This window comes from Limosilactobacillus balticus (genome assembly GCF_014145615.1).
GTDB lineage: Bacteria > Bacillota > Bacilli > Lactobacillales > Lactobacillaceae > Limosilactobacillus > Limosilactobacillus balticus.
On the sequence record NZ_JACIVH010000064.1, the window covers coordinates 1 to 12,212 of the forward strand.

Here is a 12,212-nt window from a genome sequence, read left to right on the forward strand (position 1 = left end):
TCACGCTGGTATCGTGGGTTCAAATCCCGCACGGGTCACTTTTGGAGGATTAGCTCAGTTGGGAGAGCATCTGCCTTACAAGCAGGGGGTCACAGGTTCGAGCCCTGTATCCTCCATTGAGCAATTAAATAGTTGTTCAACAATTTAATATAATTGGGCTATAGCCAAGCGGTAAGGCAACGGTTTTTGGTACCGTCATGCGCTGGTTCGAATCCAGCTAGCCCAATTAGTCTAAAACAGTGAGTAAAATTACTCGCTGTTTTTTTATTAATGTCTTTAGACCTAGTTGAGTGCGTGAGCAAAGCGAATGCACGAAACAAAAAACCACCTGTTTGACGGGTGGTTATGATTAAAAATGGATATCTGTCATTCGAAAATACAATTGATTTAGAGTTTTGATTTTGCAATTGATACCCTCTAAAGGGGCCCGTTAGAATAGACAAACTTTGCATTATTTAAGATATATTTCATTATGACGTAAGGTTTGAATAGCTGTATTTATTTCTGTATCTGTTTTTTGGTAGCCTAAGATGGTTGACTCTAGTAATTCACTATTGCGCTTGTTCATGAGTTTTGTAAAAGCCACAGTTTACGACAACGATTAATTGGATAAGAAAGAGTAGCTGTTATTAGTGTTATATACTCTTTAACAGGATTATCGTTGTGTTCGGCCTTTTCAACAGAAATAACTTTAATATTTTATCTTTAATTCCAAGAATATTTAGGATAGAATCATTATGGGATATTTGTTTAACCTTCTTTCATGATTTTTGTGGTGAATTGATTATATAACGAGGGGACAGCAAATGTCCTCTTTTTTGTATAAAAAATCTGGCATGAAATTTTCATCCATACCAGAAAGTGTATAAGGCAATCTAATAATGTAGGGTAAAATCGAACAGCATTAATAACCAGTACACTTTTATTCACGCCGTAACATAAGATGCCAAACAAGAAAGCCAACTCCAATAATTAAAGCCAACCATGCCCATAGTTGCAATGGGAGATAGATAGTACACGTTAGCAAACCTAAAACCCAGCTGATTAGCATCATCGATAATCCAGCAATATCGCCACCTAAACCATCAATACCACAAGTAGCGATATAGACAATTCCTGATGCCAGATATAACAGTGAAACAATTAATTCAGCTGTTCCAGCATAAATATGGATTGCAGGATCGGGATTCCCAAAACCTCTTACAATCGATTGAACAAATATAATAATAGCGAGCACAATCATAATAATTCCTACAACAAGTTTTGTTACCTTCATTCTAAAGACCTCCTCAGTTTTATTCTACCCGGATGGTTAGAATTTATAAAGAATTACAGTTTTTCTTTTGCAAATAGAGCAGGGGAAACAAAAAAGCAAACCAGAAATTATCTTCTGATTTGCTTGAATCCTATTTAGTTGTACTTTCTACTTTTTTCAAGGCTTCTAAAAATACTTCATAAGGTTGCGCCCCAGTGATTGAATATTTATTATTAATCACAAATAGTGGTGCACTTGGCATTCCAATCATAAATGCGCGCCGTTCGTTTTTTCGAACCTCATCTTCATACTGATTAGATTCAAGAACTTTTTTAACATCAGCAACAGGTAGTCCAATTTCATTCATTGCAACAGTTAGGGTTTCATAGTCCGCAATTGATTCATTATCATTAAAATAAAGTTGATAAAGACGTTTAACAGCTTTATTAAGTAATGCTTGATCATTTAAACTCTCAATGTATTTTATTAAGCGATGAGCAGCTAATGTATTAACAGGAATCGCATTTTCCATCTTAATTGGTAAATCAATATCGGCAGCAAGTTGATCAATTTTTTTTATTTGTGTAATAGCTTCTTGCTTAGTTAGTTGATGAGTTTTTGCATAATATTCTGTCATTGATAAATCAGTTGTTATTGGCAACGTTGGATCTAGTTGAAATGACATAAATTTTAATGGTGTCTGATCGGCAATCTTTAATTCCTTAAGCGCCCGTTGTAATTGTGTAATTCCCATATAGCAGTATGGGCACGCGATATCAGCCCAGTATTGAATTTCCATAGATGATCGCTCCTTATAAATATATATATTTAAGTTAATCTAACCATAAAATAAGCAAAGTTGCTAGTGAATACGTAAAGAGGGAATGATTTATTTTAAAATTAACCTGTCATTAAAATTATAGTTTTAATGCGACAGAATTTAAAGTTCCCCCCAGAATATCTATTTTTAGCTTTCTCAAAAGAATTTATTTAATACTTATTTTTACTTTAATAAAACTTTTCTAAACAAAACTAAGACTTTTGATTTGTGTTTTAAAATATTTATGTAATACTATTGCTGAAGTCTATGTCAAAAGTATTTTAAAGGAGTTTTTTATCATGAAACATACGCTTAAAGTTGACCAAGTACGTGACGGTTTATGGCTAGATTCAGATATTACGTATACGCAAGTTCCTGGATGGCTTGGTAATACAACACGAGATTTGAAGCTTTCAGTCATTCGGCATTTTCAAACTAATGATGATACACGTTATCCAGTAATTTTTTGGTTTGCTGGTGGCGGATGGATGGATACTGACCACAATGTTCATCTGCCGAATTTGGTTGATTTTGCTCGGCATGGTTATATTGTTGTTGGTGTCGAATATCGTGATAGCAATAAAGTTCAGTTTCCTGGGCAATTGGAAGATGCTAAAGCTGCTATTCGTTATATGAGAGCTAATGCTAAACGCTTTCAAGCTGATCCTAATCGATTTATTGCGATGGGAGAATCAGCTGGTGGTCATATGGCAAGTATGCTAGGTGTTACTAACGGTCTTAACCAATTCGACAAAGGTGCTAATTTAGATTACTCCAGTGATGTTCAAGTAGCCGTTCCTTTTTATGGAGTTGTTGATCCCTTAACCGCTAAAAAAGGAAATGCATCAAATGACTTTGATTTTGTTTACCGTAACTTGCTTGGTGCTGAACCTGAAAACGCTCCTGAACTTGATTCTGCTGCGAATCCCCTCACCTATGTAAATTCTCATTCTACGCCCTTCCTTATTTTTCATGGGACAGAGGATGTTGTTGTTCCAATTAAAGATAGTGAAAAGCTTTATGATGCATTAGTAAAAAACAATGTTCCCGCTGAATTATATGAAATTGAAGGTGCAAGTCACATGGATGTGAAATTCCTTCAACCACAGGTATTTAAGATTGTAATGGACTTTTTAGACAAGTATTTGAACCGCTAATAAATCACTTCTTATCATTTAATGCTGTCAATAAAGTCTTACGAAAGATATTAGCTGATCTAAAAATCAAGCGGAAGAATTTTCACTTCCACTCTTTAAGGCATAGTCATGTCGCATTATTATTGGCTAATGGAATAGATCTATATGCTATTAGTAAACGGCTTGGCCATAGTGATATTCGAACAACATCTAACACCTATGCTTATCTCATTGATGAGTATAAGAAAAAGACTGATGATCAGATTACATCTGCCCTAGATAAAACTTTTAATTTTGGGGAACATTAATTGCCGATGTTCCCCAAATGTTCCCCAACTTTACAAACTTTCACCATTTCATACCATTTTAACTAAACAAAAGCTCCGATAAAATGCCGTTATATCAGCATTTTATCGGAGCTTATTTTTTATACAATCTTACAAAAATGCGTCCCCCGAGCATAGAAGATTGTTAATATATCAGCGTTTCGAGGGAGTTAGTGTGCCAAACGTGTGCGAACTTAACTAAAATAAAAAAGAGCGCCTATCAGGGCGCCCCACGTTATACCGGTACGGATCAAGTAACGAACTGAATCCAATTTGCGTGCCGATACTTCTCATCTGATATTTAAATTATAACATAATTATTTTATGATACAATAATTAATGCGTGTCGGGAGTAACGACCCAAACTATCACGCAAAAGGGGTGAAATCCCCGTGACATTTATACTTCTCATTCTGATCGTGCCAAACGGGCTCGTCAAGCAACTGATGCATTATGCAAAGGTTGTAATTAAAAAGGCTCTCAAACATCTAATTGATGAATTACTTGGTTAATTCTGATAGGAAATGTACGAGATGCTATTTCAGCGGTAGTGTTTGCTATCGCTGTTTTTTATTATACTTTAAGAATATAGTCATGGTATTTTTTTACCTTAGTAACTATTCAGTTTAATGTTACTCTATTAAATTTTGAATTCCTTTACATCCTTAACCTCTATCATATTACAATCTTTATCTTCAACGTAGACGAATTCTGACATATCATCAATATCATTGAAATCTTTATTAGCTGCGAGTTCTGCAGCATCCTTAAAAAAATTAGGCCTTTTTTCTTCTATTTTGTCCATCGGTACTAAACATTTTAATATGTAAGTTTTGAAATGCTCTTGTTCCCATCTTGTTTGAAGAGGCCCTTTTAATGGCCTACTTCTAATATTATCTAATTCATATATGGCACTATCAAGGTACCTTAAAATTTCAGGACACTTATAAATGCAAGAATAATCAAAATGATATGGTATAAAAAAGCCACTAATTCCGTTATCATTTTCCAAACGTGCTGCAATATCATTCCAACTTCCACCAGATTCAATCAGGTATGAGTGCCCATTATATGAAATAAAAGGATTATTATTTTTACAGTAGAAACGAATATTATTTTTTTCTAAAAATGATCCTAACAAGGTACTAGAATCTGTTATAACTTTGCTAAGTGGTTTTAATCCATCATATAAATAGTTCCTTTGCTGTGAAGAACAAGTTGTAAAGTGGTAAAAATATGCATTTTCAATTTCATCTTTTTTATATAGTTCTAATGATCTTTCAGCCATTTCATGAGTCGATAAATCAAATATCTTGTATTTTTTCTTTTCAGACACCATGGTTTTCTCCTTTTTATGATATATCTAATTTAGATTACTATATGACAAAACACCCTAGCAACCATTAATCGGCTACTAGGGTGTTTATTACTATAATTTTTCACTTAAATCTGAATTGTTTGACCAATGAAAATCATATTAGGATTTGCGATGCCATTCTTTTGAGCTAATGCTTGCCAGGTCTTGCCAAACTTAGCGGCAATTCCGCTTAGGGTATCCCCTGCTTGGACGGTGTAAGCATTGGACTGACCGTTGCCGGCTAAGTAAAGTTTTTGACCAACGTAGATCACATTCGGGTTAGCAATGTGATTACGGCTCACGAGGTCAGAGACAGTGGTGCCAAATTTGGTGGCGATTCCAAATAACGTATCGCCTGATTGAACAAAGTAAGTATTTTCGTTCGATGCTTTTCCGGTGACTTTGAGCACTTGGCCGACATTGATCTGGTTTGGATTTCCAATACTATTGATTGCTGCTAAGTTCTGGTATGTAGTTCCGTACTTTTCCGCAATTCCACTCAATGTATCACCCGGTTGGACAATGTAGGTTCCGCTTGCTGGATGGCCGACGTGTTGCACCGGCTTAGGTTCTGGAATAACAACTTGCGGAACATTGCCTGATACTGAACCGGTCGTAAAGGCGCCGTCAAAGTCATAACTGGTATCAATTCCCATGATACTATGATCGGAATATTGCCAAGCACTTGCATTATCAATTCCCAGTTCAGTCACACCGTATCCCGCAATCCAAATCTTCCGGGTATCAAAGCCATGTGAATTAAGAATACCACCAGTGAAGAAGGACTTCATGGAGTAAATCCCGGTATTCTTGTAACCGAGCGCTTCTACTTCTTGGAGGAAGGCTAAGGATGCTGATTGATAATCTGCTGCCGAATGAACTTCCGCATCATCAATCATCAAAGTATCGTCATACATACCAAACTGCTTGGCGATCTTAACGAAGAACCGGGCTTCATTTTGTGCATCAGCTACTGATGTATAGCGAGCAAAGTGGTAACAGGATACGCGCAAGCCAACTGCCAAGGCGTTACGAATTTGAGCAGCCGCACGTGGGTTAACATAAGCAGAACCATCTTCGGACCCTTCCGTTAATTTAACAACAACTCCTAATGCACCCTGAGCTTTCGCAGCTTGGAAAAAGGCAACAGTATCTGGTTGGTAACTTGAAACATCGATAAATTGATTACGCATATTATTTTTCCCCTTTCATTGGATCGATTGCTGGTGCTTGGCCGGCTGGAATAGTGGCAGTTTTAGTCGATTGTGCTTGTTGCGATGTCGGATCAACGGTTGGTGTCAATGCAGACTTTTCATAAGCTGATTGGACAAGAGTCTCGATGGCGTTAAGGTCGATATTCTTGATACCCTGCTTTTCTAGTGCTGCTTGAACAATCTGCGTTGCTTGGACAAACTTCTCATGACCAGCAATATTCTTACCGACCAGGGAAGCAACGGCAGTATCGGCCAGCTGTTGAACATAAAGCCAGCGTGCTCGTGCTGTTTCGGTTTTAGCATGAATGACTTTGGTGTGAATAAAGTTTTGCATTAGTTTTAGTGCAACAAAAAAGGTTACCGAAGCGGTAACCGTGATTAGGTATGATGGAATTGCGTTAATGATATTCATTTGTTTTCTCCTCCAAATTTGTAATTCTTCGTTCGTGATCTTGCAGCTGCTCATCGTGACGAATAAAGTGCTTATCGCCATTTTCAAATCGTTTATTGGCGTGTTTGTGCCATTCATTCCAATCTTCAATATTCTTGTTGAGTTTTTGAAGATTCTGATTAATTGGATTAAGAACTTTATTGATTAGGTTGCTAATTAATTTATGCGCTCCGCCAAATACAGCTGTTCCAATTACCAGAATAGATCCCCACTCGGCCCAACTAAGACTTAGGAAGGAATGGATTGTAAAGATATGCATTGCCTCACCTCCTTTTGAGGGTAAAAGAAAAACGCCCTGGGTAGGACGATTCCATTCACTTAAAAGTTATCCAAGCCAATAAAATAGGTAGCAATTGGATATTTCTTATTAAGATAAGTGGCTAACTCATTAGCGGCTTGATTGTTGGATTTTTCCAACACTCTATAGATAGCAGATAAAGAACCTATAACAGGTTCAAATGTTTTATTTGCCATTAATTTATCAATTTTTGTTTGCATAGCATCTGCCAATTTTTTAGATTCATCTAAATCTTTCATTGTGACAAACAGGTTAGCTTGTGATTCAAGTTCTAACTTTTGAAGCCGTGCAATCATTATTTTCTTATCAACATCTAATTTTGCATCTGCTGCAAGCGAATCAGCAAATTTCTTATTCTCATCTTGGATAACGCTATCTATTTTCTGCCTATTATTATTAATATTCTGGTTTAACTCAATCAGCTTTTTTTCTGTTCTTCCAATTTTTTTCTCAATTTCATTTATCTTATTTATTATTTCTTGAAAATGGTACTTTTCTTCTAATTCTTGCTTAGTACTATCTTTCATCTTCTGTATTTGCTTTTCAGATAGTCTCCACTGAAAATACAAAAAAGCTGCCAATACTATTCCCAAGATTCCGATAAAAGTATCCATGTTATGATTGACCTGATCGATTAGCTTTTCAATTACTTGTTCTTTAGTCATATTTACACTCCTTAACTTAAATATTATAAGTATAATACGACACGGAACTTCTTATAAGGTTTCAATTAACTTCAAGTCTAAAATAAGACGTACAATATTTTCTTTTTAACAATCGCCCATAATAAAAGCCCCGCACTTGCGAGGCTTATTTATGTATTGTTTATTTCTGCGGCGACTATGTTTAGATTAACTAAAAATCAAAGTTACTAATAACTCTATCTGCGATTGCTTTCATACCCTTATCGCCTGGATGGATGGCTTCACCTGGTCTGGTAATCTGCCAAGTTTCACCGTTAATCCCATGACGAGTTGCACCAAGCTGATTCTGATTTTCAGCCGTATTCAAGTCGTTTACGTCAATCCCAGTTGCTCCATTGGCATCACAAGCATTTTGAATTGGTGTAAATACACTCTCATAATTACCGAACCAGCCATAGATCCAATAGATTTTAGCTTTAGGTGAAACGGAATGAATTTCTTGAATAAACTCGCCAGCGTCATGTTCAAGCGTGGCCTTCTTCTCTGGAGTATTAACGTTGTCACCTAATTGGATAATTACTAGGTCTGTGTCTGCAGAAAGCAACGGCTTTGTGGTTTCATTGAAAACTTTTTCACGGTCGGCGGTTGTAGTAGCCGATTCCCACGTACCCATACCGGTTCGATCGTTAATTTTAACATTAGGGTTCTTACTCTTGATGTATTCAGTAACGTAGTGGTAGTAATCATGGTTCGGGTCACTAGCCGCCATGCCGATATACCCATCGGCTAAAGTAAGTGAGTTACCAAAAATAACAACATTATTTGGTAGTGTTGAAACAGCAGACAGTGAGCCGTCATCGCCTACTACTAATCGATACGATTTACCGTTAGGAGAAGTAATAACGTCTACTTTCTTCGCCTTTTCTTTTGCCAGTTGCTCCTTTGTTACTGTTAGTTCTTCTTTTAGTGTGCTGATTTGTTGTGGAATGTTCTTTGTTGCTACTGAATACGAAAACGGTACAAGATAGTCAGCATCGTAGAACATTTGTCCCGTATAACCAGCTTTGGTCGAAGGATGACTGCCATCTCTAAGCTTTGTGTTCAGATACCTTGGATGACTGCCGTCTGGCGTATATACACCTGCTTCCGACAAATCCATAAAGAGCATTTCCCCATTGTCAATCTTAATATTCCAATCGGTCATGTCAACGCCGTTGAATCCTTTACCTAGTGGCACTTCAAAAGTCCGGCCGCTGACAAGTAGGTTGTTCTGGTCAATTTTACCGACAGTAAAGGTATAAGACTTCTGTTCTGGAACGTAGGCTTGAATCGACTTTAAGCGCCCATCGTCACCAGAATAGCCAGTTCCCGACGTTCCTAGTGTTAATCCATCGATAGTTGCCTTTGTCGCTGTAGAAAAATCGTTTACGTTTTGACCATAGAATTGCTCATCTGGTTCTCCAACGTAGTTGTGAACGTGCGTTAGCGCGTTAGGAAGTGTTTTTTCAATAGGAAGTGTTGACACTTGTATTTCCTTAACGTAGATCGCGCTGGCTTTACCACCGATAATGATAGTAAATTGATTATTGCTAATTCCATAATTAGTAAACGCCCATGGCTCAATATGCGCAGTTACAACACCTGCCGCATCAACTTCGCTGGTGCCACCAAGGCTAGCTTTAATGTTAAAGCTAGCATCACCTAAAAATACACCCACAGTATTTGCAGGATTGGCCGAGCCGTGATAACCATATACAACTTTAATATATTGATCAGTGATAGTATCGGCGTCTACGAGTACTGCAATTCCAGAGTCATAACTAAGATCACCAGCAGTCTTCACTAATTCTCCATTAGTGTAATTGAGAGCATCGTACTGCTTACCATTCCAGACAATCGCTTTAGATAACAGATCTTCGTTGCTTGAGCGAATCTTAGAAGCATCAATCCATGATTCAGAATCCCATAAGCCTGTGCGCGGATGATTAGTGCTAATTAAGTTACCAAGTTGATAGTTGCGTATTGGCTGTTCGATATTGTCGGGATTATAACTAACTCGGACACTTGCATCTAGGGTTCCTGCGCCACCATGAATTGCAACTAAAATACTAAAGTTCTGTGGATAATTATTAGTAGCGAAATCAGAAGCAGGAAGCTTAATCTTCCCGTATCCTTCCTTTTTCTTGCCACCCCAGAGGTACTTAATAATTGTTCCATCGTTCTGTGTAATCCAGATATCAACTTTATCTTCCAATCCTTCAGCATCGACAGTTTGATAGTAAAAGTCAACATATGCTGCTCCATCTTCTGTAGGGATAAATGGTAGACGAACAGGGAACAAGATTCCTTCATCACTACTTTCGGTGCTTTTCTTAATCCAAGCTACATTATGTCCTTTACCAATAAAGACGCTCTGATCTGTCTGTTTACCATTCCAGACAGTTGCTTCGCCGATATAAGCATAGGAATCTTGAATTGAGGATAGATGAACCGTATTAATTACATTATCTTGAATGGTATTATCAGCAATCATGCGATTGGTAATGTATTTGTCCTTAATGCCTTCACCTTGATATGGACCAAAATTAGTCCAAGCGTTGTTATACCAAAGATAACGATTTTTATCATCAAGGCCTACCCACATTCCTTTAGTTCCAGTTGGATAAGTTATTGAAAGATCACTAGCCTTATCGATAAAGTGTGGAGTAGCATCACCAATCTTTTCCATCAATTCTTTAAACTTCTGATCAATGTAGTCATGATTATCAGCAATCCCATTATCAAATTGTTGCTTAGTAATGATATTGTCAGCGTCAATCTGTGCTTGTACTGCACCAACGGATTCTGATAGATGACTTAAATCGCTACTTGCTCTGGTCAACGCATTTTGCGCATCTGTAACCTGCTGATTGTAAGTATCTCGCATTTCCTGAGAAAACTGGTTATTAGCATTCTTTGCCTTTGCTAATTCCAGTTGCAATTCGGAGTCGTAGTGATCCGCAACTAGTCCCATTAATGGTGCGCCATCAAGGACTTGGAACCAGATATCAACGGATGTTTCGCGGACGCCGGCGTCATTGGCTAAGATTAAGTGGCCGTAGCAGAAACCAGATTGGGGAAATACTTCGGCTGGGAAGGCTAAGGTTAATTGATTATAGCCAGTTACATTATTAGTGCTGCCGACCCAGTGAACGCCTTTAGCACCAGCGGCCATGACTGCTACGCCATTACGTAAGGCACCATTACCGACTTCGGCCTCTAGTTCCGGACGCATTCCTTTAAGATCTTTAGCCACGCCACCTTCAGTAATAAATAATTGAAAGGGAGTCATCTTATCCCCTACCCGCGCATTGAAACTATCGGATAGGTCAACAGTAGTCCCAATTGGTTTTAAGACATCTAAAGTTACGACCTGTGTTTGCATTCTAAATTCCTCCTTCTAACAGAAAAGCCATCTCGCAATGAGGTGGCTTTAGTCGTTAAGATGATATTTTATTTTGAAATCAAATAATTCTTTTAGGACGTTTTCGACTTGCTTGATGTAGTCGTTGATTTGCTCTTTCGTTAGCTTAATGCCGACATCAATCCAAGCAGTGAAGTCATAAGGGATAATTCGCCCTTTATCTACCTGTCTGAACGGCGATTGATTAAGCAGACTGGCAAGCTGATCAAAGGCCTGGTTCAAATCACGGATGTTCTTTATCAGGTCCATTCGAGTTCTTCGATTGAAGCCAGAATCAATTGGGCTGTGATTGTAATGCAACGAATTATGGATCGCTAGTCGGTCATTGACGAGCTGGCAGAAAGAATTAAATTGCTTGGCCGTCTGCTCAAAGTCAGAATTAAGCACATTAATCAACGTTTGTGGCGATGTTTCTTCAATATATTTGAGAACGTTTATCACATTTTTATTTTCCAAAATAAGAACTCCTCCTTTGGTATACTTATTTATTGGTGGAAAGAGGTGATGAAAATGAAATTTACTGGAATAGATGGAATTACAATCATCGCAATCTTATCTTTAATAGGTAATGGACTTCAAATGTACTACAGTGGCAAGAAAGAAAAATCTGCTGCTGAGTTGAATAAAATTAAAGAGCAAAATAATTTTAATCTACAGAAGCAAATAGCAGAAAATAATCTAAAAAACAATCAAGAAGAGCGTAATTTGAAAAAATATGAATTACAGACTAAATTATCTGAACAACATTTCGATTTCGTATCTGATCGTATGCAAGATTTATTTGAGGAATATCTTAAAGTTACTCACAGCGAGATTGATGTTGCTTATCAAATTTGGCACAATAAGGGAATCGAATTTTCCAAAAAACAAAGAGAACTTGAATTGTTAGTATTAATGTACTGTCCAGAGTGTGAAGAATATATTAATAAAATTCATTCGTATCGGCCGGAAAAAGATATTATATATACAATATATGACCATCCAGAAAACGAGATGGCACTCTTAGAGTCAAAAGAATACTATAGAAAATATATTGATAAAATTGCAATAACGTTTAATCAAAAATTATTGAAAGAAAAATAATTAAAATTACAGAGCCCCAGTAAAATATATTTATCCATTTCCAATCATGATATAAAGCGGCTTGAATACAGCAACCACACAAGGATGCAAACAATGCACCATTTACGATTCCAACTTGCCAATTCATAAAATTCCTCCTTAAAGTCTTGCCTAAATTAGGTGGGA

The 12,212-nt window shown here is 37.2% G+C and carries 12 protein-coding genes, 2 tRNA genes and 2 pseudogenes; 5 read left to right on the plus strand and 11 right to left on the minus strand.

The annotated features are described in order from the left end of the window. Nucleotides 1-43: 43 nt before the first annotated feature. Nucleotides 44-116, plus strand: a tRNA-Val gene (locus H5S10_RS04570). A 38-nt stretch (nucleotides 117-154) separates the two neighbouring features. Then, a tRNA-Gln gene (locus H5S10_RS04575) sits at nucleotides 155-226 on the plus strand. 352 nt (nucleotides 227-578) lie between these two features. On the opposite strand, the pseudogene H5S10_RS10545 reads toward H5S10_RS04575, so the two are convergent. The 3 genes and pseudogenes from H5S10_RS10545 to H5S10_RS04585 all read right to left on the minus strand — a co-directional run. Continuing rightward, nucleotides 579-746: pseudogene (locus tag H5S10_RS10545) on the minus strand (ISL3 family transposase); the annotation flags it as partial. 176 nt (nucleotides 747-922) lie between these two features. Next, nucleotides 923-1,276 (minus strand): hypothetical protein, encoded by a 354-nt coding sequence (locus H5S10_RS04580; RefSeq protein WP_094504623.1) that lies wholly within the window; start codon nucleotides 1,274-1,276, stop codon nucleotides 923-925. Nucleotides 1,277-1,406: 130 nt separating this feature from the next. Beyond that, a complete protein-coding gene (locus tag H5S10_RS04585; protein WP_094504622.1) occupies nucleotides 1,407-2,054 on the minus strand; it encodes a DsbA family oxidoreductase in 648 nt (215 codons plus the stop codon). A gap of 320 nt (nucleotides 2,055-2,374) precedes the next feature. Between H5S10_RS04585 and H5S10_RS04590 the strand changes: the two genes are divergently transcribed. Then, nucleotides 2,375-3,232 carry an alpha/beta hydrolase gene (locus H5S10_RS04590; protein ID WP_182588889.1) on the plus strand — a complete coding sequence of 286 codons (858 nt, stop codon included), beginning with the start codon at nucleotides 2,375-2,377 and terminating at the stop codon, nucleotides 3,230-3,232. 20 nt (nucleotides 3,233-3,252) lie between these two features. Further along, nucleotides 3,253-3,519 (plus strand): annotated as a pseudogene (locus H5S10_RS04595) (tyrosine-type recombinase/integrase); the annotation flags it as partial. A 658-nt stretch (nucleotides 3,520-4,177) separates the two neighbouring features. Here H5S10_RS04595 and H5S10_RS04600 read toward each other — a convergent pair. The 7 genes from H5S10_RS04600 to H5S10_RS04630 form a co-directional block, all read right to left on the minus strand. Beyond that, a complete protein-coding gene (locus tag H5S10_RS04600; protein ID WP_182588890.1) occupies nucleotides 4,178-4,873 on the minus strand; it encodes a hypothetical protein in 696 nt (231 codons plus the stop codon). A 107-nt stretch (nucleotides 4,874-4,980) separates the two neighbouring features. After that, on the minus strand, nucleotides 4,981-6,087 hold the full coding sequence (locus tag H5S10_RS04605; protein WP_182588891.1) for a LysM peptidoglycan-binding domain-containing protein: 1,107 nt from the start codon (nucleotides 6,085-6,087) through the stop codon (nucleotides 4,981-4,983). Nucleotide 6,088: 1 nt separating this feature from the next. Further along, entirely contained in the window at nucleotides 6,089-6,520 is a 432-nt protein-coding gene (locus H5S10_RS04610; RefSeq protein ID WP_182588892.1) for a hypothetical protein, read from the minus strand. After that, nucleotides 6,507-6,818 (minus strand): hypothetical protein, encoded by a 312-nt coding sequence (locus H5S10_RS04615; protein ID WP_182588893.1) that lies wholly within the window; start codon nucleotides 6,816-6,818, stop codon nucleotides 6,507-6,509. The genes H5S10_RS04610 and H5S10_RS04615 overlap by 14 nt, the downstream gene beginning before the upstream one ends. Nucleotides 6,819-6,877: 59 nt before the next feature. After that, nucleotides 6,878-7,522, minus strand: a complete 645-nt coding sequence (locus H5S10_RS04620; RefSeq protein ID WP_182588894.1) for a hypothetical protein — start codon at nucleotides 7,520-7,522, stop codon at nucleotides 6,878-6,880. A 190-nt stretch (nucleotides 7,523-7,712) separates the two neighbouring features. After that, nucleotides 7,713-10,925, minus strand: a complete 3,213-nt coding sequence (locus H5S10_RS04625) for an SGNH/GDSL hydrolase family protein (RefSeq protein WP_182588895.1) — start codon at nucleotides 10,923-10,925, stop codon at nucleotides 7,713-7,715. 48 nt (nucleotides 10,926-10,973) lie between these two features. Next, complete coding sequence (locus tag H5S10_RS04630; protein ID WP_182588896.1) at nucleotides 10,974-11,420, minus strand: hypothetical protein; 447 nt, start codon at nucleotides 11,418-11,420, stop codon at nucleotides 10,974-10,976. A 54-nt stretch (nucleotides 11,421-11,474) separates the two neighbouring features. Between H5S10_RS04630 and H5S10_RS04635 the strand changes: the two genes are divergently transcribed. Next, nucleotides 11,475-12,047 carry a hypothetical protein gene (locus H5S10_RS04635; RefSeq protein WP_182588897.1) on the plus strand — a complete coding sequence of 191 codons (573 nt, stop codon included), beginning with the start codon at nucleotides 11,475-11,477 and terminating at the stop codon, nucleotides 12,045-12,047. Here H5S10_RS04635 and H5S10_RS04640 read toward each other — a convergent pair. Next, complete coding sequence (locus H5S10_RS04640) at nucleotides 12,019-12,174, minus strand: hypothetical protein (protein WP_182588898.1); 156 nt, start codon at nucleotides 12,172-12,174, stop codon at nucleotides 12,019-12,021. The two genes, H5S10_RS04635 and H5S10_RS04640, sit on opposite strands and share 29 nt — an antisense overlap. Between the last annotated feature and the right edge of the window lie 38 nt (nucleotides 12,175-12,212).

Bases quoted from the DNA above. Each gene is read 5' to 3' on its own strand.
- H5S10_RS04580 (WP_094504623.1), bottom strand. From the start codon at position 1,276: ATGAAGGTAACAAAACTTGTTGTAGGAATTATTATGATTGTGCTCGCT.
- H5S10_RS04585 (WP_094504622.1), bottom strand. From the start codon at position 2,054: ATGGAAATTCAATACTGGGCTGATATCGCGTGCCCATACTGCTATATG.
- H5S10_RS04590 (WP_182588889.1), top strand. From the start codon at position 2,375: ATGAAACATACGCTTAAAGTTGACCAAGTACGTGACGGTTTATGGCTA.
- H5S10_RS04605 (WP_182588891.1), bottom strand. From the start codon at position 6,087: ATGCGTAATCAATTTATCGATGTTTCAAGTTACCAACCAGATACTGTT.
- H5S10_RS04610 (WP_182588892.1), bottom strand. From the start codon at position 6,520: ATGAATATCATTAACGCAATTCCATCATACCTAATCACGGTTACCGCT.
- H5S10_RS04615 (WP_182588893.1), bottom strand. From the start codon at position 6,818: ATGCATATCTTTACAATCCATTCCTTCCTAAGTCTTAGTTGGGCCGAG.
- H5S10_RS04620 (WP_182588894.1), bottom strand. From the start codon at position 7,522: ATGACTAAAGAACAAGTAATTGAAAAGCTAATCGATCAGGTCAATCAT.
- H5S10_RS04625 (WP_182588895.1), bottom strand. From the start codon at position 10,925: ATGCAAACACAGGTCGTAACTTTAGATGTCTTAAAACCAATTGGGACT.
- H5S10_RS04635 (WP_182588897.1), top strand. From the start codon at position 11,475: ATGAAATTTACTGGAATAGATGGAATTACAATCATCGCAATCTTATCT.
- H5S10_RS04640 (WP_182588898.1), bottom strand. From the start codon at position 12,174: ATGAATTGGCAAGTTGGAATCGTAAATGGTGCATTGTTTGCATCCTTG.